This window comes from Salinimonas profundi (genome assembly GCF_014750655.1).
In the GTDB taxonomy this organism is placed as follows: Bacteria; Pseudomonadota; Gammaproteobacteria; order Enterobacterales; family Alteromonadaceae; genus Alteromonas; species Alteromonas profundi_A.
Genome location: NZ_JABBXD010000001.1, coordinates 877,384 through 899,949, shown reverse-complemented (window position 1 = coordinate 899,949; position 22,566 = coordinate 877,384). Strand labels below are relative to the sequence as shown.

General features: G+C 49.2%; 24 protein-coding genes. 13 read left to right on the top strand and 11 right to left on the bottom strand.

Translation table 11 applies throughout. The features are described from left to right. Positions 1-163: 163 nt before the first annotated feature. The 3 genes from HHX48_RS03935 (at position 164) to HHX48_RS03925 (ending at position 3,922) form a co-directional block, all read left to right on the top strand. Entirely contained in the window at positions 164-2,074 is a 1,911-nt protein-coding gene (locus HHX48_RS03935) for an alpha/beta hydrolase family protein (protein WP_191022373.1), read from the top strand. An 87-nt stretch (positions 2,075-2,161) separates the two neighbouring features. Next, positions 2,162-2,794 (top strand): CPBP family intramembrane glutamic endopeptidase, encoded by a 633-nt coding sequence (locus tag HHX48_RS03930; protein ID WP_191022371.1) that lies wholly within the window; start codon positions 2,162-2,164, stop codon positions 2,792-2,794. 60 nt (positions 2,795-2,854) lie between these two features. After that, on the top strand, positions 2,855-3,922 hold the full coding sequence (locus HHX48_RS03925) for a mechanosensitive ion channel family protein (protein WP_317983470.1): 1,068 nt from the start codon (positions 2,855-2,857) through the stop codon (positions 3,920-3,922). On the opposite strand, the gene HHX48_RS03920 is transcribed toward HHX48_RS03925, so the two are convergent. From HHX48_RS03920 to HHX48_RS03910, 3 genes are read right to left on the bottom strand one after another with little or no spacing between them, the layout of a single operon-like run. Then, positions 3,919-4,944, bottom strand: a complete 1,026-nt coding sequence (locus HHX48_RS03920) for a DUF3080 family protein (RefSeq protein WP_191022370.1) — start codon at positions 4,942-4,944, stop codon at positions 3,919-3,921. The genes HHX48_RS03925 and HHX48_RS03920 overlap by 4 nt on opposite strands. Then, entirely contained in the window at positions 4,931-5,674 is a 744-nt protein-coding gene (locus HHX48_RS03915) for a pteridine reductase (RefSeq protein WP_191022368.1), read from the bottom strand. Before HHX48_RS03915 ends, HHX48_RS03920 begins: the two co-directional genes overlap by 14 nt. Positions 5,675-5,693: 19 nt before the next feature. Next, positions 5,694-6,596 carry a fructosamine kinase family protein gene (locus tag HHX48_RS03910; RefSeq protein WP_223857985.1) on the bottom strand — a complete coding sequence of 301 codons (903 nt, stop codon included), beginning with the start codon at positions 6,594-6,596 and terminating at the stop codon, positions 5,694-5,696. Between the two features lie 269 nt (positions 6,597-6,865). Here HHX48_RS03910 and thrS point away from each other — a divergent pair, with 269 nt between their 5' ends. From thrS to HHX48_RS03870, 8 genes are all read left to right on the top strand, one after another. Next, a complete protein-coding gene (gene thrS, locus HHX48_RS03905; RefSeq protein WP_191022366.1) occupies positions 6,866-8,782 on the top strand; it encodes a threonine--tRNA ligase in 1,917 nt (638 codons plus the stop codon). Between the two features lie 83 nt (positions 8,783-8,865). Beyond that, on the top strand, positions 8,866-9,408 hold the full coding sequence (infC, locus tag HHX48_RS03900; RefSeq protein WP_191022616.1) for a translation initiation factor IF-3: 543 nt from the start codon (positions 8,866-8,868) through the stop codon (positions 9,406-9,408). Positions 9,409-9,522: 114 nt separating this feature from the next. Next, on the top strand, positions 9,523-9,720 hold the full coding sequence (gene rpmI / locus HHX48_RS03895; RefSeq protein WP_018981376.1) for a 50S ribosomal protein L35: 198 nt from the start codon (positions 9,523-9,525) through the stop codon (positions 9,718-9,720). Positions 9,721-9,737: 17 nt separating this feature from the next. Continuing rightward, entirely contained in the window at positions 9,738-10,094 is a 357-nt protein-coding gene (rplT, locus tag HHX48_RS03890; RefSeq protein WP_139756595.1) for a 50S ribosomal protein L20, read from the top strand. 310 nt (positions 10,095-10,404) lie between these two features. Then, the gene (gene pheS, locus HHX48_RS03885) at positions 10,405-11,385 is read left to right on the top strand and encodes a phenylalanine--tRNA ligase subunit alpha (RefSeq protein ID WP_191022364.1); all 981 of its coding nucleotides are present in this window, start codon (positions 10,405-10,407) and stop codon (positions 11,383-11,385) included. Positions 11,386-11,403: 18 nt separating this feature from the next. Continuing rightward, positions 11,404-13,791, top strand: coding sequence for a phenylalanine--tRNA ligase subunit beta (pheT, locus tag HHX48_RS03880; RefSeq protein ID WP_191022363.1), 2,388 nt, complete (start codon positions 11,404-11,406; stop codon positions 13,789-13,791). Between the two features lie 3 nt (positions 13,792-13,794). Continuing rightward, a complete protein-coding gene (gene ihfA, locus HHX48_RS03875; protein ID WP_139756592.1) occupies positions 13,795-14,094 on the top strand; it encodes an integration host factor subunit alpha in 300 nt (99 codons plus the stop codon). Between the two features lie 136 nt (positions 14,095-14,230). Next, positions 14,231-14,803 (top strand): hypothetical protein, encoded by a 573-nt coding sequence (locus tag HHX48_RS03870; protein WP_191022361.1) that lies wholly within the window; start codon positions 14,231-14,233, stop codon positions 14,801-14,803. A 90-nt stretch (positions 14,804-14,893) separates the two neighbouring features. Here HHX48_RS03870 and HHX48_RS03865 read toward each other — a convergent pair whose 3' ends face one another. The 6 genes from HHX48_RS03865 to HHX48_RS03840 form a co-directional block, all read right to left on the bottom strand. After that, positions 14,894-15,910, bottom strand: a complete 1,017-nt coding sequence (locus HHX48_RS03865; RefSeq protein ID WP_191022359.1) for a S41 family peptidase — start codon at positions 15,908-15,910, stop codon at positions 14,894-14,896. 156 nt (positions 15,911-16,066) lie between these two features. Continuing rightward, positions 16,067-16,279 carry a transcription antiterminator/RNA stability regulator CspE gene (cspE, locus tag HHX48_RS03860; protein ID WP_191022357.1) on the bottom strand — a complete coding sequence of 71 codons (213 nt, stop codon included), beginning with the start codon at positions 16,277-16,279 and terminating at the stop codon, positions 16,067-16,069. A gap of 251 nt (positions 16,280-16,530) precedes the next feature. Next, positions 16,531-16,842 carry an ArsR/SmtB family transcription factor gene (locus HHX48_RS03855; RefSeq protein WP_191022355.1) on the bottom strand — a complete coding sequence of 104 codons (312 nt, stop codon included), beginning with the start codon at positions 16,840-16,842 and terminating at the stop codon, positions 16,531-16,533. Positions 16,843-16,846: 4 nt separating this feature from the next. Next, a complete protein-coding gene (locus HHX48_RS03850; RefSeq protein WP_191022353.1) occupies positions 16,847-17,266 on the bottom strand; it encodes a YeeE/YedE family protein in 420 nt (139 codons plus the stop codon). 11 nt (positions 17,267-17,277) lie between these two features. Further along, the gene (locus tag HHX48_RS03845; RefSeq protein WP_191022351.1) at positions 17,278-17,694 is read right to left on the bottom strand and encodes a YeeE/YedE family protein; all 417 of its coding nucleotides are present in this window, start codon (positions 17,692-17,694) and stop codon (positions 17,278-17,280) included. After that, positions 17,684-18,559 (bottom strand): MBL fold metallo-hydrolase, encoded by an 876-nt coding sequence (locus tag HHX48_RS03840; RefSeq protein WP_191022349.1) that lies wholly within the window; start codon positions 18,557-18,559, stop codon positions 17,684-17,686. The genes HHX48_RS03845 and HHX48_RS03840 overlap by 11 nt, the downstream gene beginning before the upstream one ends. A gap of 74 nt (positions 18,560-18,633) precedes the next feature. Here HHX48_RS03840 and HHX48_RS03835 point away from each other — a divergent pair, with 74 nt between their 5' ends. Continuing rightward, on the top strand, positions 18,634-19,395 hold the full coding sequence (locus HHX48_RS03835) for a sulfite exporter TauE/SafE family protein (protein ID WP_191022347.1): 762 nt from the start codon (positions 18,634-18,636) through the stop codon (positions 19,393-19,395). 8 nt (positions 19,396-19,403) lie between these two features. Next, positions 19,404-19,793 (top strand): rhodanese-like domain-containing protein, encoded by a 390-nt coding sequence (locus tag HHX48_RS03830; RefSeq protein WP_191022345.1) that lies wholly within the window; start codon positions 19,404-19,406, stop codon positions 19,791-19,793. Here HHX48_RS03830 and ybaK read toward each other — a convergent pair. Continuing rightward, positions 19,783-20,250 (bottom strand): Cys-tRNA(Pro) deacylase, encoded by a 468-nt coding sequence (gene ybaK, locus HHX48_RS03825; RefSeq protein ID WP_191022343.1) that lies wholly within the window; start codon positions 20,248-20,250, stop codon positions 19,783-19,785. The genes HHX48_RS03830 and ybaK overlap by 11 nt on opposite strands. After that, positions 20,247-22,541 carry a penicillin acylase family protein gene (locus HHX48_RS03820; protein WP_191022341.1) on the bottom strand — a complete coding sequence of 765 codons (2,295 nt, stop codon included), beginning with the start codon at positions 22,539-22,541 and terminating at the stop codon, positions 20,247-20,249. Before HHX48_RS03820 ends, ybaK begins: the two co-directional genes overlap by 4 nt. Positions 22,542-22,566 lie beyond the last annotated feature (25 nt).

Genomic DNA, 22,566 nt, shown 5'->3' with positions numbered 1-22,566 from the left:
ATAACTTTACATATTGAACGAGTACAAAAAATAGTCAATATCAGTGAGCTTACTTATACGTCCCCCGATAGTATGAGGATTAATCGTTAAAGTTCTTACTTTGTAAATCCACTCCCACGCCTGGCGAGTAACTAACGTCACTGGTAATCAGATTCTTTGTGCGATGAAACGTTCCTTTATTTTTTTATGGTTGGTTATCTCACTCACTTCGATGCTCTCTGCGTGTCAGTCATCTTCAGGGGAGGGAGCACGCAACGCACATGCAGAGGACTTTTTTCGTTACAGTAAACGCTCAGATCTGAGTGTTCATCCTGAACACAACAGCGTGTTGTTTACCCGGTCATCAGGTGATCAGCCAGCAGCGGTTTTCTCCTACTCATATAATGATAAAACGCTTACCCGCCACACCGGGGAAGACGGCGTGGCGCGACGGGCCATTGGCTTTTTACCTGACAGACAAGGCCGTACGCGTGTGTTGTTTTCTCAGCCGGTAGCTGATGGTGGCCAGCATATTGTGGTGAATGATAATGGTAAATTTATCGATTTAACGCCGGGTACTGACGTGCAGGCAAAATTTGTGGGGTGGGGTGAGTCCCGGCATTATCTGTTTGTGGCAGTGCGATATGCTGGCAGCGATTCACAAAAGGTCATTCGCTATCGTACCGATAATTTCGCGGCAACCTCTGTGTTTGCTAACCGTCATGATCTTCCTGTCAGCGCAGTAAGCACCAGCGGCCGCTATGTGGCGGGACTACACATGTCGGCCGATAATAACGATCGTATTTATGTCGCTGATGTCAGTTATCCGGAGCCTGTTTATCACTGGCTGACACCTGATAGTAAAGAAAATGCGCTGACGGGGCCGCTGTCACCGTTAAACTTTAGCGCAGAAGGCCAGGCGCTGTTTTTCACCGCGCAATCATCTTCAGGGCGTCAGGCATACGCATGGACGATGCGTAATGACGCAGTGCAGTCATTACCACATGTGCCTGGCGATGTAACAGCGGTAAGCGAATCGGAAAGTCAGCATATTGGCATTGAGTATGTCAGCAGCGGACGGCGAAGTATCACGGTGTTCAATCCGAATAAAGAAGAAGTCTACGTTTCGCCGGCGTCACGCAATAGCTGGTCGCTGCACTTTATGCCCGCGACGCTCTCAAGCAATTCAAAAACGATGCCCGATGTCGTCATGATGCAGGCTGACGATAAGTTGATTACCAGTCCTGTCCGGGTTTCATCGAAGGGCGTGGAATATCTGGCTGAAAAAACCGCGCCTCCTGTAGATACAGTGGCTGCTGAAAAGGTATGGCTATCAGGCTTTGATGGTCATCAGATACCGGCGCAGTTATATCGCCCCGCCAACGCCAATGTGAGCGCACCTTCTGCAGCGGTTATTTACGCCCATTCTGGTTTCGACTCATTTTATTCGGCCACGTACCACCCCAAAATTCAACATCTGGTTGCCAGTGGTTATGCAGTGCTGGCCGTGAACTATCGCGGTTCGGCAGGCTTTGGCGAAGGATTTCGTCAGCTAAATGATGGCAGGCAGGGTCAGGATGACACTCGCGACCTGATTCAGGCGGCAGAGTATCTGGGCAGACAGGCGTGGATAAATGCTGACAAAATCGCGGTGATGGGAGATAAATACGGCGGCTTTCTGGCTTTATCTGCAGTAATGCAGTCTGGTGTGTTCAAGGTGGCCATCAATTGTTTCGGCATTACCAACTGGCTTAAATTTCTGCAGTCCGTGCCGCCATGGTTACCGGAATATCGTATATATCTGCAAAGGGAATTTGGCGATTTTGAACAACATGCATCACGACTGTATGCCATTTCTCCTGCCCTTAACGCGCAGAAAATTGGTGTGCCGGTGTTTATTGCACAAGGTGAGATTGACAGGTTTGTAACAATGCAGCAGACGGACGAATTTGTTGCTACGCTTGAAGAACACGGTGTGCCGGTTGATTATGCAATTTTCAAAGGTGAAGGACACGGCTTACAGCGCACCGGCACCGCGGTGATTTTGCAGCAGCGGATTGTTGCGTTTTTAAATACGCATTTACATGACCAGTAGCATATCGTCATTTTGCGGCGCGGTGTCGGTCCTGCCCGGGCACTGTAGGTATAAAATTTGTCACATATTAGTGAGAAGGATGCTGTCGTGACGCGCTTATGGGCTGAGTTGGTTGTTATCTTCGTAGCATTGCCTGTCGCTATCTTCTTTTTTGTTAACGATCTGAATACCTGGCTTATGCCGCTGCTGGGTCTGGCGGGTATTGTATGTCTGGCGGTGCTGCTGGCAGATAAGCAGTTTAAACGAGTCAGACTCTGGCACACCACAGATTTCCTGCAGCATTTTAAAACCACACTCAGGCTTTTTATACCCTGGGCTTGTCTGATGATGGCTGCTGTATGCCTTATCCGGCCGGATTTATTTTTAAGCTGGCCGATGCATGAAACCGGCCTGTGGCTGACCACCTTACTGATTTATCCGGTCATATCGGTTATTCCTCAGGAGATTATTTTCAGAACATTTTTCTTTCACCGATACAAACCTATCATGCCCTCGAAGCTGGGACGGTGGGCGGTAAGTACATTCTTATTCGGGCTGGCCCATCTTGTCTACGGGAACTGGGTTGCCGTTATTCTGGCCTGGTGTGGCGGCGGGTTATTTGGTTATCGGTATATACAAACCCGATCCACGCCAGTGGTTATTGTGGAGCATGCCATATGGGGCTGCTTTATTTTTACAGTCGGGCTTGGTGCCTGGCTGATGAGCGCTCCCGCTCCCTGAATCTGAGCCCAATAGTGAGCCGTTGCGTATGTGTTTTATTGATGGCGAACAGGAACGTATGTGGCGACAATATTTCTACCCGGATTACTGCAGGGCACTGCACCTGAAGAGGTTATCTCTCCGTTAATGCAGTTGTGGGAGCAAACCCTGGCACGGCTGCCTGCAATTGGTTTGGGCCTTGTCATATTATTGGTCTTGTTTTTCCTTGCCGGGCCAGTGGCATCGCTTATTCTGCGACCGTTCGATTATGTGACCAAAAGTCCGCTGATACGCTCGGTATCTCGTCGCTCGGTCAGTATTCTGATCATTTTGCTTGGTGCCTATCTGTTTTTAAAACTGGCTGGTCTGACAGAATTTGCAGTAGCGATCATCAGCGGTACCGGCGTGTTGGGAATCATCCTTGGGTTTGCATTTCGCGACATTGCTGAAAACTTTATTTCTAGTCTGTTGCTCACTGTGCAACGCCCGTTTCGCATCGGTGATGTGGTAGAAATTGACAGTTATCTGGGCGTTGTGCAAAAGGTTACCGCCAGAGCTACGACTATGGTTGACTTTGATGGCAATCATATTCAAATCCCCAATGCCACAGTATACAAAGGCGTCATTAAAAATCTCACTGCTAATCCGAACATGCGTGGTCATTTTATTATTGGCATCGGTTATGACTGCGACGCTAAAATGGCTCAGCAGCTGGCCATGGACGTGATGACGCGTCAGGAAAACGTGCTTGATGAGCCAGAACCGCAAATTCTCATTGACGCGTTGGGTTCAGCGACGCTTAATCTGAAGGTGTATTTCTGGATCAACGTTGAGCGAACCAGTGTATTGAAAATGGCGTCGGTATTGATGCGCCAGGTCGTCGAAACATTCGATAACGCTGGGATCAGTATGCCTGATGATGCCCGTGAAATTATTTTCCCACAGGGCGTGCCCGTTATCATGGATGCCGGGCACAATGATGCTTCTCAAGCCGCCCGGACCACAGCCGAACGTAAACCTGAAGAGAGCAGAGCGAGCACGTCTGGCGCCGAGTCCGCCCACCACGATGATGTCAGCAGCGAAACGCAGGAAATTCGTCGTCAGGCGGCAAAGGCAAGAGATCCCGAAGGTGGCGAAAATATTCTTTAAGGTTGGCCAGGGGCGGTTGGTGACAAATTACAGCGTGAAAAAAGCGTTTGCCACAACGTGACATGCTCGCGGATGGCCTGCTGATAACGCGCAAACTCCTCTCTAGTTTGTTTTTCCAAATAGGTTTTGAAGGGGTCAGATAGGGCGGGATTGTCTATCCATTGTTCCCACACCGGCATCATCTGGTAATGATACTGATTGAGCTTGCTGCCGACAGGCTGTATTTTTTCAATAAAAAACAGATAAAACACATTGCGTAAGATTTTAACCTGCTCAGAAGGCTTGCCTGCCGGGCACGCCAGTTCGGGCAGGTGGGTAGTCAGCGCCTTGCTCATATGGTTCAGATACGTGGCTATGTAGCGCTGGGTACGCCATACCCTGGCCGGCAAACGGGATGCGTCGAGCACTTTGAGCTCACGCTCCAGTGCCGACAAACTGACCGCCGGGTCTGACTCAATTTTATTCAAAAAAGACAGCGCTGAAATCGCAGCGCCTGCATCGCTGTTAGCCCCGGTGGCAAGTAACGTGGTACTGCGACCAAATGCAGCCCGGGTTTCCTGACTGGTTTGTACCAGGTTTGCCCAGAAAGCCGGTCGCTGTGATTGTTTAGCTTGCCGCCAGGTCAGCAGTTTTTCTTTCAGTGCCGGGTCGTCAATACTGTCACTGCATTGCTGTAATTGTTCAAGCAGAGTGACTTCATAGACATACCGTTGTGAAGGATGAGCCGTTTTTCCCAGCGCGGTATTCCTTTGCGCTACCAGTGTACCCAGCTCACATTCCTGTAATCTGTAGAACTCACGCAGATTTACATTAAAGGATTCCACAGCGCTGAACATCGCTTGCGCGTCGGGGTATTCTAACGCTGCAGGCGGTGCCGGTTCAGGCAGGGAGATATCAAGTACATGAGTAATTCGGTCCTGATATTCCTGCAAATCGTCGTGGATATCCGCGTTGGTACAACCGCACAGCAGTAATATCAGCAACACCAATACTGCCTGCCGGGCGATGTTACGCACTGGCATTGGACGCGATACTCCTTCCGCCATCAACATACAAAATCTGTCCGGTTACATAGCTGGCATCAACCAGATATAACATGGCGTGTGCGATATCCGCCGGATTACCGAGCTCTTTTAACGGAATACTGGCCAGTAAAGCCTGTTTTTCTGCGTCCGAGAGTTCACGTTCAGGCCATAAAATTGCGCCGGGAGCAATCCCGTTCACCCTGACCGACGGAGCCAGCTCGCCGGCCAGCGAACGTGTGACACTGGCCAGTGCAGACTTTGCTGCGCAATATACTGTATGTCTGGGAAGTGGACGGTCGATATGCATATCAATCAGATTGATGACACTGCCATTTTGCTGTTGCAGTTCGTCGCTTAACGCCTGGATTAAAAATACCGGCCCCTGTACGTTACTGCCCATCAATGCGTCCCAGTTTGTTTTATCAATCTGGCCAACAGGGGTTGGATAAAATGAAGAAGCATTATTGACCAGCAAGTCAATCTGACCAAACGCATGGCGTGCCTGGGCGGCGATATGACTGATTTCTGTCAGGTTACATAAATCGCCCTGCACGGTGGCTGCTGAATCGGGTCTGACTTCATTTAAAGCCTGACAAAGCGTTTTTGCCGTGTCATCAGATTGGTGGTAGTGAATAATCACGCGCCAACCGTGCTGATGCAGGGTTTTGACCAGGTGGGCGCCAATGCGCTTAGCACCGCCGGTCACCAGTGCTACTGATGTTGTCATATTCGCTCCGCGAGACAGGTTATTGATTTTGCAAATCAATGATGGCAGATTTTGCTGCGCTCAGGTAGTGCCCACCAAACAATAACGCATGGTTAAGCAGGTGATATAACTGATAGAGTGATTGTCGCTGCTGATAGCCGTTACTGAGCGAATAGCAGGTATCGTAATGCTGATAAAACTCCTCAGGCAAGCGGCCGAACATGCAAGTCATGGCGATATCCGTTTCCCGATCACCAATGTACACCGCGGGATCAAAAATCACGGGGCCTTTGCACGTAAAACCGATGTTGCCAGACCATAAGTCGCCATGAACCAGTGAAGGGGTAGGGTGATGATTCTGCAGATACTGCTCTGTAAGCTCTACAAAAGCATCGATGGGTGTTAACTTTTCTCCTTTGTGGGCCAGATTTTCGAGCATGACACCGATTCGGTAATGGGCAAAGAATGTTGCCCAGCAATCACTTTGATGATTTATCTGGCGCGTTAAGCCGATGTAATTATCCTGCGGCCAGCCAAACGGTGCCGACTGTTTGCTTTGATGCAGTGCGGCAAGCTTGTGGGCGAATACTGCCCAACCGTCATCGTCAGGTTGAGTAAAATGCAGATGCTGTAAAACCAGGTATTCGTAGGATGTGTGATCATTTTTAGCAACACCATGGCATACAACGCCCGGATTGCTTATGGTGTTAGTGGACGCAATAGCTGCTAAACCCTGCGCTTCATGGGTTAACTGGTCCGGGCCGTGCGCCTCACGTAGCTTGACGAAATATCTGCGCGAATCACTTTGAATGATATACGAAGAGTGCGTGTCACCACCAGAAACTGCCGATGCCCGCTGACAGATAAAGGTCTGGTCGGTCACTTCACTGATATGGTCGCTGATGAAATGCCACATGGAGGTCGCCTGAGATGGTTCATGCATGGTGCAAGCAGTTTCCTAATTATAGCTGATACATCAGACTATCTACGCTTTCGACTATTTTTTTGATCGACACGCGGATTATTGCCGCCTTTTACCACTCTGTGTGCATAATGATGGTTTTAGTCATTGCATGGCGCAGGTAAGCCGTTATAATTTCCAGCGTTTTGGCATCAGAGCATGTCGCGACCGCTGTTGGTCACAGCCAACGAAACACATCAACAAATACACAAGTGGCACAGAGTAGGTGTCACCACTGTAAAGGAAATAGAATGCCTGTAATTACCCTTCCTGATGGAAGCCAGCGTGCTTTCGAAAACCCCGTTTCAGTTATGGATGTCGCTGCTGACATCGGTCCGGGGCTTGCTAAAGCTACGATAGCCGGAAAAGTGAACGGCGAACTTGTCGATGCTGTTGATATCATCGAAAACGATGCGCAACTGCAAATTATTACTGCAAAAGATGATGATGGTCTGGAAATCATCCGTCACAGCTGTGCGCACCTTATTGGTCATGCAATCAAACAATTATGGCCAGATGCTAAAATGGCGATCGGACCGGTAATAGACAATGGTTTCTATTACGATGTGGATATGGAGCATTCACTCAGTCAGGAAGATTTGCAAAAGCTTGAAAAGCGTATGCTTGAGCTGGCCAAAACCAACTATGATGTGGTTAAAAAGAAAGTTAGCTGGCAGGAAGCGCGCGATACCTTCGAGCAGCGTGGTGAACCCTACAAGATGGAAATCCTTGACCAGAACATCAGCAAAGATGACCGGCCGGGGCTTTATCATCACGAAGAATATGTAGACATGTGCCGCGGCCCTCATGTGCCTTCAATGAAATTCTGTCATCATTTTAAGCTGATGAAAGTTGCCGGTGCTTACTGGCGCGGCGACAGCGACAACAAGATGCTTCAGCGTATCTACGGCACGGCCTGGGCAGATAAAAAGCAACTTAAAGCTTACTTGCAGCGCCTGGAAGAGGCGGAAAAGCGCGACCACCGTAAAATCGGTAAAACGCTGGATCTGTTCCACTGGCAGGAAGAAGCACCGGGAATGGTTTTCTGGCACAACGATGGCTGGTCTATTTATACCGAGCTTGAGACGTTCGTGCGCCAGAAGCTTCGTCAGTATGATTACGGTGAGGTAAAAGGGCCGTTAATGATGGACCGCAGCCTGTGGGAAAAATCAGGTCACTGGGATAAATATGCAGAAAACATGTTTACCACCGAATCTGAGAAGCGCGAGTATGCGATTAAACCCATGAACTGTCCGGGCCATGTGCAGATTTTCAATCAGGGCCTGAAATCATACCGCGATCTGCCGTTACGTATGGCCGAGTTTGGCTGTTGCCACCGTAACGAACCCTCTGGTGCTTTGCATGGTTTGATGCGCGTGCGTGGCTTTACACAGGACGATGCGCATATCTTCTGTACTGAAGAACAGATCCTTGAAGAGGTTAGCGGCTGTATTAAGATGGTCTATGAGACTTACGCCGCATTCGGGTTTGAAAAGATTGCTGTGAAGTTGTCTACCCGTCCGGAAAAGCGAGTAGGCTCAGATGAAATCTGGGATAAATCGGAAGCTGCACTGGCTGAAGCGTTGAAAGCAAACGATATCGAATTTGCTTATCAGCCCGGTGAAGGTGCGTTTTATGGGCCTAAAATAGAGTTTACTCTGCATGATTGTCTGGATCGGGCATGGCAGTGTGGTACGGTCCAGCTAGATTTCTCCATGCCGGGTCGCCTGGGTTCGACGTATGTCGCTGAAGATGGTGAGCGAAAGGTCCCGGTAATGATTCACCGTGCGATTCTGGGGTCACTTGAGCGCTTCATCGGTATTTTGACCGAAGAATATGCCGGATTTTTCCCGCTGTGGCTTGCACCACAACAAATGGTGGTCATGAATATTACTGACAGTCAGGCCGATTATGTGACTGAAACTGTCAAAAAATTGCAGGAATTTGGGTTTAGAGCAAAGTCAGACTTGAGAAATGAGAAGATAGGCTTTAAAATCCGGGAGCACACCTTAAAACGTATTCCATATATGCTGGTCGTTGGTGATAAAGAAGTTGAAGCTGGCGAAGTAGCGGTTCGCTCCAGACGCGGTGAAGATTTAGGCACAATGAGCCTACACGCATTTGTTGAGCTTGCCGGAAAGGAAATCGGAGAAAAGACGATTAAGTAATCGTTGTTAAGGTTTGAAATGTTGCCTGTCAGGTCGTGACGACACCGGCAGGCATAAAGAATTAATTTTTGGAGGAATAGCACATTAAAGGCGCTAACAAACAGGCTCAGGGCGCAAAAGCCCGCATAAACGATGAAATCAAAGCCAGAGAAGTAAGACTTATCGGCAAAGATGGTGAACAGGTCGGCGTGGTGACGTTAAGTGAAGCCGTGCAATCTGCTGAAGAAGCAAGCCTGGATCTAGTAGAGATTAGTCCAAATGCCGAGCCGCCAGTCTGTAAAGTTATGGACTATGGCAAGTTCCTCTTTGAAAAAAGTAAAGCTCAGAAAGAGCAAAAGAAAAAGCAAAAGCAAATTCAGGTCAAGGAGGTTAAATTCCGCCCTGGCACTGATGAAGGCGATTACCAGGTAAAACTGCGCAACCTGCGTCGCTTTCTGGAAGGTGGCGATAAAGCCAAGGTCACGATCCGTTTCCGCGGACGTGAAATGGCTCACCAAGAGATTGGTATTGAACTTCTGAATCGGATTCGTACCGAGCTGGAAGAGATTGCCAACTGCGAGTCTTTCCCACGTCGAGTGGAAGGCCGTCAGATGATCATGGTGCTCGCCCCAAATAAGAAGCAGTAATGGTCTAAAGTTTTTGGGATTCTGCACCCCAAAACACCTTGCTGCATAATGTAACCGGCCAAACGGTGACTGCACACCAAAGTAGCTGATAGTAAACAATGCGGAGTTTTAGCAATGCCTAAAATGAAATCAAACAGCGGTGCCGCCAAACGTTTCAAGAAAACGGGTTCTGGCCGCTTTAAAAGCAAGCAGTCTCACTTGCGTCACATTCTGACCAAGAAGAGTACTAAGCGTAAACGCCATCTACGTGGCAAGAAACTGGTTCATGACGCGGATACCAAATTGGTTCAGCGCATGCTGCCTTACGTTTAAGACGAGGAGACTGAATAATGGCTAGAGTAAAACGCGGCACAATCGCACGTGCACGTCACAAAAAAGTTTTAAAGCAAGCTAAAGGTTATTACGGTGCTCGTTCACGCGTATTTCGCGTAGCAGTACAGGCAGTAACTAAAGCTGGTCAATATGCATATCGTGACCGTCGTCAGCGTAAGCGTCAATTCCGCCAACTGTGGATTGCACGTATTAATGCTGCGGCTCGTCAAAATGGCATGTCATACAGCCGTTTCATCAACGGTCTGAAAAAAGCGTCTGTCGAAATCGATCGTAAGATCCTTGCCGACATCGCTGTACATGACAAGGTAGCATTCAGCGCATTAGTCGAAGCGGCTAAAGGCGCATTAGCTTAATTTTTTAACTAAATTAAGTTTAAGTTCTTTCGGAAAACGGCGAGCAGGATGCTCGCCGTTTTTCGTTTCAGTACCTGTAAATACCTTCCTCTTCGCAAATCGCCCTTTTACTACCTGTACCGTCACGGCTGATCTTACCCGATAAGACGATTCTTTCACGCAAACCTGATTTATTTTGATAATTGCCGGATTTATCAGCCCGTTAGGGTAGCGGTAGGTTTTGTCACTCGTGTAAACTATAGGTTTTGAAGTTCAGACGCACTCTGGTATTAAGACAGAGCATCCCGTCAATCGCCATATTGAGGACATCATGGAACTTGAAGCGATTATCAGTCAGGCGCAAAGTCAGATTGACGCTGCCCAAGACGCAGCAACGCTCGATCAGGTTAGGGTCGAGTTCATGGGTAAAAAAGGTAAACTTACCGAACAGTTGAAGAGCCTTGGCAAATTATCTGCCGAGGAGCGTCCTGCTGCTGGTCAGAAAATCAATCAGGCTAAGCAAGTTATTGCACAGGCAATTGCCGCAAAAGGTGACGCGCTACGTTCTGAAGAGATGAACAAAAAATTGGCGGAAGAAGCCATTGACGTGACGCTGCCGGGCCGTGTGGAGCAACCTGGTAATATTCACCCGGTTAGCCGGACTATTGCCAGAATTGAATCATTTTTCTCAGAGCTGGGCTTTGCCACGAAAACCGGGCCGGAAATTGAAGACAGTTTTCACAACTTTGATGCGCTGAATATTCCGGCTAATCACCCGGCCCGTGCTGACCATGATACCTTTTACTTTAATCCCGATATCATGCTTCGCACGCAGACATCCGGTGTGCAAATCCGCACCATGGAAGTTGAGAAGCCACCGCTTCGGATTATTTCTCCGGGCCGCGTATACCGAAACGATTACGATCAGACCCACACGCCAATGTTCCATCAGGTGGAAGGGTTGATGGTTGATAAAAATGTTAGCTTCACCGAGTTAAAAGGTATCTTGCACGACTTTCTCCATCACTTTTTTGAAGAGTCGCTGGAAATTCGTTTCAGACCTTCTTACTTCCCCTTCACTGAGCCGTCAGCAGAAGTTGATGTAATGGGCAAAAATGGTCAGTGGCTGGAAGTTCTGGGCTGTGGGATGGTGCATCCTAATGTTCTGAAGGCGGTCAATATTGATCCGGAAGAATACACCGGTTTTGCCTTTGGAATGGGGGTAGAGCGCCTGACTATGTTGCGCTACGGCGTAACTGATCTGCGGTCATTTTTTGAAAATGATCTTCGATTCCTTAAACAGTTCAACTAAGGCAGGGCAGAGTAGTTTATGAAATTTAGTGAAAATTGGTTGAGAGAGTGGGTTAATCCACAGTTATCGTCTCACGCGTTGTCTGAACAGTTGAGCATGGCAGGTTTGGAAGTTGACGACGTCGCTGAGGTGGCCGGTGAGTTTTCTGGTGTGGTGGTCGGTGAGGTCGTTGAGTGCGGCCAGCATCCTGACGCCGATAAACTTCGCGTCACAAAAATTAATGTTAACGGCGATGAGTTGCTCGATATCGTATGCGGTGCGCCAAACTGTCGGCAAGGTATTAAGGTTGCCGTGGCGGTAGTTGGCGCAGTATTACCGGGTAACTTTAAAATCAAGAAAGCCAAACTTCGTGGCGAACCCTCTTTTGGAATGCTTTGCAGCTTCTCGGAGCTGGGCATCAGCGATGACCACGATGGTATCATTGAGCTACCTGAGGATGCGCCGGTTGGCCAGGATTTGCGCGAGTATCTAAACCTTGAAGATAAGAGCTTTGATGTTGATTTAACGCCCAATCGCGCAGATTGTCTTGGTTTGCGTGGCATTGCCCGCGAGGTAGGGGTACTGAATAATCTTGATGTCACTGCACCGGTTATCGAGCCTGTTCCTGCCAGTATTGACGATAAACTGTCTATCCACCTGGATGATCCACAGGCGTGCCCTCGCTACCTGGGGCGGGTAATCAAAGACGTGAATGTATCTGCGCCATCACCGTTGTGGCTGACAGAAAAGCTGCGCCGCAGCGGCATACGCAGTATTGATCCAATCGTAGATGTGACCAATTATGTATTGCTGGAACTGGGTCAGCCACTGCACGCGTTTGATTTAAACAGTATTGAAGGCGATATCCACGTACGGCTTGCCACTAACGGTGAAACGTTGACGCTACTGGATGAAACTACGCCAACGCTAAATACCGATACGCTGGTCATTGCCGATGAGAAAAAGGCGCTGGCCATGGCCGGTATCTTTGGTGGACTGGACTCTGGAGTTAATAAGGACACCCAGAATATACTGCTGGAAAGCGCATTCTTTGCGCCTGACGCCATCACCGGCCGGGCACGCCAATATGGCTTGCACACCGATGCGTCGCATCGCTATGAGCGGGGTGTCGATCCTCAACTTCAGCGTGATGCAATGGAAAGAGCGACAGCGCTGATAATTGCTATTTGTGGTGGTAACGCAGGTCCTGTGGCAGAAGCGGTAAGCGAGGCGCATTTGCCGGCTAACCGCACAGTTGTGTTACGTCAGTCTCGGCTTGAGCGCGTACTGGGCATCAGTATTGATACTGCTACAGTGACCGAAATGCTGACACGTCTTGGCCTTAAGGTTACGCAGCTGGAGAACGAATGGCAGGCCGAAGTGCCCAGCTATCGTTTTGATATCGCCATCGAGGAAGATCTTATTGAAGAGGTCGCGCGGGTCTACGGCTATAACAATATTCCTGATGTCGCGCCCACCGCCAGCCTGTCGATGCTGCCGGCATCGGAAAGCATGATTGCGCCGGCTGTGTTTAAATCTATGCTGACGACGCGCGGTTATTCTGAAGCGATTACCTATTCCTTTGTGGATCCCAAGATACAGGATGCACTTTTCCCGGATGTAAAAGGGATGGTATTGCCGCATCCTATTGCCTCAGATATGTCTGTGATGCGGGTGAGTGTGTGGCCTGGCTTACTACAGGCCGCAGCGTATAACCAAAAGCGTCAGCAATCCCGAATTCGTCTTTTTGAGACCGGGTTACGGTTCATTCCTCAGGAAGGAGAAACCGCCGGTGTCTCACAGCAATCGGTGATTGGTGGTCTGTTGTTAGGACGTCGCGAGGCAGAAAGCTGGCAAAGCAGTGATGATGCTGTTGACTTTTTCGATGCAAAAGGTGATGTGGAAGGGTTACTGGCACTTACTGCCAAACAAGGCGATATTACGTTTGAAGCCGCCGAGCACTCAGCACTGCATCCTGGTATGACAGCAAAAATTCTACTGGGTAACGAAACCATAGGCTGGATCGGCGCATTACATCCTCAATTTGCCAAGCTGGTCGGTATAAACGGTCGGCCGTTTTTATTCGAACTTGACCTTAACATGTTGTCTAACAGGCAATTACCTGCAGCAAAAACGATCTCAAAGTACCCTGCTAACCGTAGAGATATAGCAATAACGGTGAAAGATGAGATTTCTGTGGGTGCCATTCTTTCTCATGTAGAAAAAATTGGCGTAAATCAACTAGTTGGCCTAAACTTGTTCGACGTATACAAAGGCAAGGGAATAGCGCCCGGATCGAAAAGTCTGGCTTTGTCCCTTATTTTGCAGAATCCGGAGAAGACGCTGGAAGAAGCAGAGATTCAGGCAGCGGTAGATACCGTGGTAAAAGAGCTAGAGACCGAGTTCGGGGCAGCGTTAAGAGAGTAAACTATGGCATTGACCAAAGCCGAAATGGCTGAACACTTATTCGAAAAACTGGGTATCAATAAAAAAGACGCTAAGGATTTAGTGGAGGCTTTTTTCGAGGAAATCAAAGGAGCGCTTGAATCTGGTGAACAAGTGAAGTTGTCCGGTTTTGGTAATTTTGACTTGCGGGATAAAAACGAGCGGCCGGGCAGAAACCCGAAAACTGGCGAGGACATCCCGATAAAAGCGCGACGCGTGGTGACATTTCGTCCGGGTCAAAAGCTGAAAAGCCGGGTTGAAAACTCGAAGCCACCAGCTGAATAACGGCTTTACAGAGTATAAAAAGGGCGGGTAACAGTGTTACCCGCCCTTTTTGCGTTTCTTTACTTATAACAATGAAAAGGCTAGGGTAAGCCGCTTTTTAAAAGTAAGCGGTTTTATCGCATTCAGAGGTAGTATTATGAAAAAAGCAATTATCGCTCTGGTCATTGTCGCGATAGGCATCGTCGGCTATTTTGTCTGGTTGTCTGACGAGTCTGCTCACGATAAACCTGTACCGGTGATTACGGTGATGGATATTTTAACCGCCAGTGATTTGGCTAACGGTGTTAAGCAGGCTGTTGCCAATGGTAACACTGACGCTGTTGGCGAGTGGTTGGAGAAGGGGCATGAGGTGGGTGTAGAAGCCGGGTTAAGCCAAAAAGATTTAGCTTACCTTGAGTCTGACCAGGCCCGGGAGTATGTGATCTTCAATGCAAAGCGCGACCTGTTCAATGAAGCATTTGAAAAGCGCTATCAGCAGCTTAAACCAATTGATGATTTAAAGGCACAGTATCCTGAAGCAAGCAGTATGTTTGCAAAAGCGGATGCCATTATCAAAAAGCGCGATGAGATCATTGAGAAGATAGCGCTGACACTGGCAGAAGGTCAGGGCATTACGGCACAGCACCGTGAGGCGGCAAGAAAATTGTGGCAGGAACGCTACAGAGCACGTCAGAAAAAGCAAAATACACTCAGCAACGACGCAGGCTAGTTCCGGTCTTACAAAGATAAGGTTTGTTGGGGAGCGTGACGAATAATATGGTCAGGCTGATTACGCCCCCCCTGACGCCGCACCGGCCTGTTAGATTGTCTTAACAGATTTATCAGCAGTGTTGCACAGCACACTAACAGCGTCTTTTCCCTGGCGACTTGCCTTATTAATTTGTTGTTCTATCAGTATCTGCGCCGCCTCTAACGCGTTCTTAGCATCACATTTAAGATGGGGGAGCACGCCCCAGTCCTGCCAGTTGTCTTTTGTAATTGGGTGCTGGAACTCTGCGTAGGCAAGTTTAAGATTCAGGTGAGGACTGAGTGCTACCATTTTCGTTAGATAACCCAGCCCCATCGTAGGCATTCCTAACAGTGTTGCGCGCTCCTGGTGTTTCATTGTGTACGCCACAAACTCCCATGGACCGGCAGTAAACGGCGAGGTAAGAATATAGACCGGAAGCTGATTGTCGAGCGGGTTATCCGCTAATACCCGGGCGACAAGCCGGGTGTGTTTGTTTCGGGCAAACCTGACACCAGTGATTGTCTCGCCAGCCGGAATGAAATAGTCCAGAAAATGCTGTGACAGGGACAGAGATGTCAGTCCGGCATGACGCAAATCGATAATCAGCGCGGTAGAATCAGCTAGCTGTCTGATACTCCGAGCCCATTCAGCCTGCCATTTATGTGTAAACATATCACCTTCAATAGCAAGGTAGCCGATTCCACCATCAAGATATTGCCACTGGAGACGCCCGGGATAGGGTTCAGCCTGTTTTTCTGCGACACCGGTCATACCAGCACGCCAGTGCAGTTCAAAATTTGTATCACCACTTGTCTCAGTAAGCATGGCTTCCACATTTTGTTTGAACCTACCGAAAGTAAAGCTGTTATCAAACTTTCCATTATTGATGGCACGATGGATGCGACGAGTGAGTGCAGCGCGATTCTCGTCAATAATATAATGCTGATCGATGGTGCTAACCAGGCGTTCCAGGGCGGTGTCGATTTCCTGTGACGTCAGTACCTGCTCATTCACCTTGGCATGTACCTGCAAACACGTCAGCGATAGCAGGATGAAAAAGAAGTAGGGGAGTAATGTGTGTTTCATGCGCATTCCCTGCATTTACATAAACTTATTATTGGTTCTTTAAATTTTAATTCAAGGGAGGAATGGGCGCTGAAGGGAGGTGTAAACCTGGTAAGGACTCAGATACAAAAAAGCCGGGCTTAGCCCGGCTTTTTTTAAAATCAATTTTCAAGCATCTTATGCAACAGTAACGTTGCTCGCCTGAGGACCTTTCTGGCCTTGTTCAACTTCAAAAGTCACTGTCTGACCTTCAGAAAGAGTTTTGAAACCATCAGAAACGATTGAACGGAAGTGAACGAAAACGTCCTTGCCGCCATTTTCAGGAGTGATGAAACCAAAACCTTTATCTTCGTTGAACCACTTAACTGTACCAGTTTCTTGAGCTGACATAATCATCGCCTTTTTTAAATAAGTTAGAAAAAAATAATTTGGTGCAATAGATAGAACTTAGCTAATAGCGCATATGTAAATCTAAAGCCGACTTTAAAAAAGGGAATAGAGAAAAAACAGTGCAGTAGTAGTAAAGTGCTTTAATATCTAAAGCCCGTGCAGAGTATAGATAATCGCAGGGGCTGTCCAGCATTATTTTAATAAAATTTTCTGGTCAGGCAAAAAAAGCCTTTTCAGACGTCAGCGTCAGGTCAGGCCTCATCTGGCGCTGGCGTGCAATACAGGTCGTACAACGTTTGTATAACCGCCTTAACTTCTTTGCTTGCCAGCGAATAATAGATGGTCTGAGCATCACGGCGGGTTTTCACCAGTCCCTCCTTGCGCAATACGCCCAATTGCTGCGATAAGCTGGATTGAGGAATCTGAATCACTTCGTTCAATTGCGTGACCGAACGCTCTCCATCGTTCAGTAAGCATAACAACATCAGGCGATGCTTATTGGCCATCGCCCGCAGTAATTCAGCGGCAAAACCTGCATTTTCTGCCATTTCCTGTAAATTCATAAAATCAGTGTGACCTTTTGGCGCGTTTAACCCCAATCATACCAATCAATAGTGCCGCGATGAATACGAAAATTTCAACAGATCCCTGAGTCAGATTTGCAATACCCGGCCCGGGGCAGATACCACTCAGCCCCCAGCCGATACCAAACAGAATTGCGCCCACAAGTAACGGTGCATCCAGCCTGGTCTTGTCCGGCAAATGACAGGGTTCATTAAACAATGTGCGCTTCGATGGCTTGATAAAAAACTGGTAAACCGGCAGGTATACGGTCAGGGCACCGCCCATAACAAATGCCAGAGTGGGATCCCAGTCACCAAAAACATCCAGAAACGCCAGTACGCGAAGCGGATCCACCATGGTAGAAATTGTCAGGCCAGCACCGAACAGCAGGCCCGCTATCAAAGCAGTTAACATCTGTTTCATGATATTGTCCTTTAGAAAACGTAGCGAACCAGAGAGACCGTGACGATAGCGCTACCCATAAACAGCAAGGTGGCAATCAACGAGCGAAAAGATAATCGGGACAGGCCGCAGATGCCATGGCCACTGGTACATCCTGAGCCCAGCCGTGTGCCAGCGCCGACCAAAATGCCTGCAGCAGTAAGTGTTAGTAAACTACCGGGTATTCTGTCAGGCAATGTGTAGCCCGCCATCGCGGTAATTAACGGCGCAATGATGAGGCCGGCAAGAAATGCCCAGCGCCAGCCGCCTTCCTGTATTTTGGTAGTAAATGCCGAGGCGGTAATACCTGAAATACCGGCAATTCGGCCGTTAAACAACATAAGAGCAAGCGCGCCGGCACCTATCAGCATACCGCCCAAATATGCCTGCAAAAAAAGGTCAGTTTGCATTTACATTCTCCTGAGTAGTTAAAGGAATTTTTATGTACCGCGTTCCGTTTTCTTCTGGTGCCGGCAGTTGTGCTCCCCACAAGTTCACCTGAAGAGAAGGGTATAATAGTTTGGGTACTGCCAGCGACTTATCACGTTTTGTACGTACTTTTATAAAGTCGCTTTCGCTCATATTATCATTCACATGAAGATTCGAACGTCGACTTTCAGCCACCGTGGTATGCAGGCTCGCTTGCCTGTGAGAGGGCGGATAGTCGTGACATACCCAGATAGTCGTGTTGTCGCTCAAGCAGTGAATACGCGAAATGCTGTTATATAGCTGCGCTGCATCGCCACCGGGGAAATCACAACGCGCTGTGCCAACATCCGGCATGAACAACGTATCCCCGACAAAAATATTATCTTCAATTAAATAACTGGTACTATCTGAGGTGTGGCCAGGGGTAGCGATAACATTGACTGTTACATCACCAAGCATGAGGGTATCGCCTTCGCCGACCAGTATGTCATAAAGCGTAGACAGGTCAGCAACCACCGGCTTATTGAAGCGTTGTGAAAAGCGCGCCTGAACTTCTCCGATTCCTTTACTGATCACCGTTTTTGCACCGGACTTTGTCTTCAGATATGCCGCCGCACTCAAATGATCGGCATGCGCGTGCGTATCGCAGATATATTTCAATTGCAGATTTTTACTTTTGATATACGCAAGCTGTTCGTCGGCAAGGTGAGTGCCGATTGTGCCGGCTGCAGCATCGAAGTGCAGCACAGAGTCGATGACCGCGGCTTCTTTCGTCTGCAGGTCATGAACCACATAAGTGCCCGTACCTGTGGGTTTATCATAAAAGGATTTTACATGAATAGTCATAAGGAAACCTTGCAAACCATTTACTTTAAATTGTATATTTATAATATACGAAATAAGGGGTGTGGTTTGCAAGCGTGATTGTCATTTTAACGATGTTAAGCGGAATAATAATTGGCCTGAGTCTGGGGGTACTTGGCGCGGGCGGGGCTATTCTGACCGTCCCTGCATTAATCTTTCTGGTCGGTCTGGATGAGAAGGCGGCAATTGCACATTCGCTCGTGGTGGTGGGTGTTATTGCTTTCACCGGCTCGCTGATTAATTTGCGGCGACATGACAGCATGCCGGATGGCAAAACGCTGTTACTGTTTGCGCTGTCAAGCGCACCGTCGGCCGCGCTGGGCGCACTACTAGGAGCCGTGATCTCTGCTAACTGGCAAATGGGAGTATTGGTGGTGCTGATGATTGTTGCTGCTATCAAAATGCTACGCGCCCCTTCTACTAACAACACCACAAATGCAGGGGCGCTGAAAATTCTGGCGGTGGGGGCCGGGACTGGCGCAATCACAGGGCTGGTGGGCGTGGGCGGCGGCTTTTTGATTGTGCCTGCACTGGTACTGTTCGCCGGCCTGTCAATGATACGGGCCACCGCGACCAGTCTGGTTCTGATTGTACTGAACACGCTGGTGGCTGCGGTTTCGTTGGTTGTAACGGACAATGCACCGCAATGGCATGGGGGAATCCTACTGACCCTCTGTGGATTCGGGGTCGCCGGAGTGATTGCCGGTCAGTTCGTAGCCACAAAGTTACCGGCACATAAAGTACGCCGTCTGTTTGCGTGGTGTTTGTTACTTATCGCAGCGTCCCTTGTCATCAGAACGCTTTCAATGCCAGGTTAGGAGGAGCCATGAAATCATTTCAGCAGTATGTCAGCGACATCATAAAAGATGTAAAGGAAACCGATGTAACTACCTTGGCAGACGCGCTAAACGCTACCTGTCTGGTGATTGATATCAGAGAGCCCTCTGAGTGGGAGCAGGGTGTCATACCGTCTGCTGTATGCTGCCCCAGGGGTATTCTTGAAAGCCATATAGTAGCCCTGTTGGAAAATCGCGCTGCAGGAAAAACGAGCGTGCCAGTTTACCTGTATTGCCGCTCTGGTGCGCGATCTGTTTTGGCCGCGCAGTCGCTACAGAACATGGGGATTCAGCACTGTTATTCTGTAAAAGGGGGATATCAGGCCTGGCAAAGTGCGGGCCTGCCTGTTGCAAAATGTAAAGACGCCACTATTTGCTGATGGCAGCACACACACCATTGGTTAGTGTCAGCAAATCTTTCGGCGCAATGCAAATATCAACGCCACGCTTGCCGGCACTGATATATACGGCGGTAAATGCTTCAGCCTGCTCATCGATGACGGTAAGCAGTTGCTGCCGCTGAGCCAGCGGGCTCACGGCACCTGGCAGATATCCGGTAAGCCGGCTGATTGCATCGCGGTCAGCCATCGCGGCTTTTTTTGAGTTACAAACCGATGCCAGCTTCTTTGTATCGAGCATTGCGGTAACTGGGACCAGCGCCACAGCCAGACGGTCATCCGATAATTGTGCGACCAGTGTTTTGAATACCTGCTCAGCGGGAACATTTAATTTGCTGGCCGCTTCTTCACCGTAGGAGCTCACCGATGGATCGTGGCCGAACTCGTGTACGGTAAACGGTATTTTTTTTCGCTGTAAAAGCTTGATGGCAGGCGTCATCCGTTCTCCGGTGTCAGGGTAAGGGTATAAATTGGTTTACCGGGTAATAACGGTGTGTCGCGGCCTGATACATAGTCATCAAAACCCGTTTTATAAAAGGGAGAAAGCGGATGACCTGACTGGCCGCCGGGCAGTGTCAGAATCGCTTTTTCAAGCTCACCCGGGCGGACAAAAAAGCGCTGTGATGCGCCAAAGGCCGGCCCCTGTACGGCGGGCATAAAGGTATCGCCGAAGCCGCTTACAACCGGCATATTAAGATGTTTTCCAACCAGCGGAACGGTGCTGGCGAAAGGGTGTGATACACGCAGTGCATTGACCTTTCCCCAGTTAAGATCATCCATGGTGCTGCCAGTACCAGCCTCGCTAAGCAATGCCTCTGTGCTTTTTTCAAATGCAGTGAGTTTCAATGCTTGCCAGCTTTTTGTATCTGCAGGTAGCCAGTCATCCGGCTGACTGTCCAGCAATTGCCATATAGCTGGCTCAACCTGCCGTAACAATCCGTTTGGTTTGTAGCCGCTCGCTTCCAGTTTGCTAAATATAGGCGACAACAGCATATTGATGAGCCGCGCTCTGAAATGTTTTACCAGCGTATAACCTACCGACGACTCACAGGCGCATGCCTGCCAGTTTTCAAGTGCCGACAAGGCCTGTGTGTAATCACCATCAGCCTGCCCCAGCGTGTCCTTCAACAGCGCATGCCATCGCGTTAAGAACAGCGCCTCGTTATCCAGTTGAATGGCATAAAAATCTTGTTCGCTGAACACCTCTTTTTCCATCAGACGCTGCTTGATTTGCTGACTTCTGGCACCCAACGCATACCCGCCGTCACCAAATCGCTGAAGTTCATCAGCAGAAATCACTCGGGCATTAGCGGTCCATATGCGCGGATATTTTGGTGACTGGTAAACCGGTAGTTGCGTGACATTTTCTGACCAGCTCGCATCGTATTGTCCTGCCGGCACGGCTGTTGCCGTCGGGGTAGAACGTGCGGTGACAGCCCCGGCCGGTGTCCAGGCGATCGTGCCTGCTGCATCAGCAATCACCATATTCTGCACGGGGATGCGAATTTGCCGGGCAATACTGATTGCCTCGCTGACGGAAGTTGCCTCATCCAAATTCACGATATTCAGGTTAACGGCGTAAGGCTGGTGAGCGACCCATTTTAGCGCGTAACGCTGGCCATCAATCTCCCTGACCGGCCCGAATTCGCTCATCGTGATATGGTAAGAATAGCTGCCGTCTGGCAGGGAAATGTCTTCAATGACCTGCCAGGTATCATGGTTATCATCCAGCGCCAGCCAGTCAATGTTATCCAGATTGGCATTTGTGAAACCCCAGGCGATTTTACCGTTGGTGCCAACCACCACACCCGGTAGCCCAGGAAGCGTCACGCCCGATACCTGTACCTGCTCGCCGCTGTTATCCGAAGGATAGTTTAGCTGTGCCCTGTACCAGATGATCGGTACGCGCAGCCCAAGGTGCATGTCGTTGGCTATCATCGCGCTGCCCGAGTCGGTAAGGGCACCGCTTACTCCCCAGTTGTTACTGCCGATATCAGGCGGCGCCGTGCCGTGCCATAACGCTGTAAACGGCGTTTCCAGGCTGGGAATGTTACCTTGGTATGGAGAAAGCTTACTGCCATCCAGCGCTGCCTGGTAGCGTGAAGGGGCATTTAAAAAAACCAGCATGGATTGTCCGAAGTACCGGGTGAGCCCGGTTCTGGCCAGATCCAGCTCCACCTGTCCAAGCTGTAAGTCCATGTACATACTGAATACCACTAACAGGCTATCTTCCGGCGTCCAGGGTTTCGGCGTTGACAATGTCAGCCAGTATTCAAAGGGCCGCGAACCCATTCTGGATAAGGCAAAATTGACGCCTTGGGAATAGCGCTGAAGTAACTGACGTTGCGTATCAGGTAACGTGGTTAAAATTTGTCGGGCCCGCTGACGAAACTGATGAAACCGTGCCTGCTTATCGACCTCAAGGGCGCGCTCGCCCACCCATTGAGATAGCTCACCGGCTGCGGCACGTCGCTGTAAATCCATCTGGAAAAACCGATCCTGGCCATGGGCCACGCCCAGTGCATAAGCCGCGTCCAGTCTCGAATCGCCCGTTATAATCGCCTGACCAAGTTCATCCCGGGCAAGCACGGCCTGTGACTGCAGACCGGGAGCGCGAACATCTCCGTCCAGTTGCGGCAGACTCTGGTTAAAGGTGAAAAAAACAGCGCCAACGGCTAACAGCAATAAAATCAACAGACTGATAAATAACCATTTCATCCAATTTAGCACGTGAGTTACTCCTTGTTTTTCTCTA

What these genes read in the sequence shown, in the direction of transcription:
- HHX48_RS03935 (WP_191022373.1), top strand. Translation starts at nt 164, where the DNA reads ATGAAACGTTCCTTTATTTTTTTATGGTTGGTTATCTCACTCACTTCG.
- HHX48_RS03920 (WP_191022370.1), bottom strand. Translation starts at nt 4,944, where the DNA reads ATGCCAGTGCGTAACATCGCCCGGCAGGCAGTATTGGTGTTGCTGATA.
- HHX48_RS03915 (WP_191022368.1), bottom strand. Translation starts at nt 5,674, where the DNA reads ATGACAACATCAGTAGCACTGGTGACCGGCGGTGCTAAGCGCATTGGC.
- HHX48_RS03910 (WP_223857985.1), bottom strand. Translation starts at nt 6,596, where the DNA reads ATGCATGAACCATCTCAGGCGACCTCCATGTGGCATTTCATCAGCGAC.
- thrS (WP_191022366.1), top strand. Translation starts at nt 6,866, where the DNA reads ATGCCTGTAATTACCCTTCCTGATGGAAGCCAGCGTGCTTTCGAAAAC.
- rpmI (WP_018981376.1), top strand. Translation starts at nt 9,523, where the DNA reads ATGCCTAAAATGAAATCAAACAGCGGTGCCGCCAAACGTTTCAAGAAA.
- rplT (WP_139756595.1), top strand. Translation starts at nt 9,738, where the DNA reads ATGGCTAGAGTAAAACGCGGCACAATCGCACGTGCACGTCACAAAAAA.
- pheS (WP_191022364.1), top strand. Translation starts at nt 10,405, where the DNA reads ATGGAACTTGAAGCGATTATCAGTCAGGCGCAAAGTCAGATTGACGCT.
- pheT (WP_191022363.1), top strand. Translation starts at nt 11,404, where the DNA reads ATGAAATTTAGTGAAAATTGGTTGAGAGAGTGGGTTAATCCACAGTTA.
- ihfA (WP_139756592.1), top strand. Translation starts at nt 13,795, where the DNA reads ATGGCATTGACCAAAGCCGAAATGGCTGAACACTTATTCGAAAAACTG.
- HHX48_RS03870 (WP_191022361.1), top strand. Translation starts at nt 14,231, where the DNA reads ATGAAAAAAGCAATTATCGCTCTGGTCATTGTCGCGATAGGCATCGTC.
- HHX48_RS03865 (WP_191022359.1), bottom strand. Translation starts at nt 15,910, where the DNA reads ATGAAACACACATTACTCCCCTACTTCTTTTTCATCCTGCTATCGCTG.
- cspE (WP_191022357.1), bottom strand. Translation starts at nt 16,279, where the DNA reads ATGTCAGCTCAAGAAACTGGTACAGTTAAGTGGTTCAACGAAGATAAA.
- HHX48_RS03855 (WP_191022355.1), bottom strand. Translation starts at nt 16,842, where the DNA reads ATGAATTTACAGGAAATGGCAGAAAATGCAGGTTTTGCCGCTGAATTA.
- HHX48_RS03850 (WP_191022353.1), bottom strand. Translation starts at nt 17,266, where the DNA reads ATGAAACAGATGTTAACTGCTTTGATAGCGGGCCTGCTGTTCGGTGCT.
- HHX48_RS03845 (WP_191022351.1), bottom strand. Translation starts at nt 17,694, where the DNA reads ATGCAAACTGACCTTTTTTTGCAGGCATATTTGGGCGGTATGCTGATA.
- HHX48_RS03840 (WP_191022349.1), bottom strand. Translation starts at nt 18,559, where the DNA reads ATGACTATTCATGTAAAATCCTTTTATGATAAACCCACAGGTACGGGC.
- HHX48_RS03830 (WP_191022345.1), top strand. Translation starts at nt 19,404, where the DNA reads ATGAAATCATTTCAGCAGTATGTCAGCGACATCATAAAAGATGTAAAG.
- ybaK (WP_191022343.1), bottom strand. Translation starts at nt 20,250, where the DNA reads ATGACGCCTGCCATCAAGCTTTTACAGCGAAAAAAAATACCGTTTACC.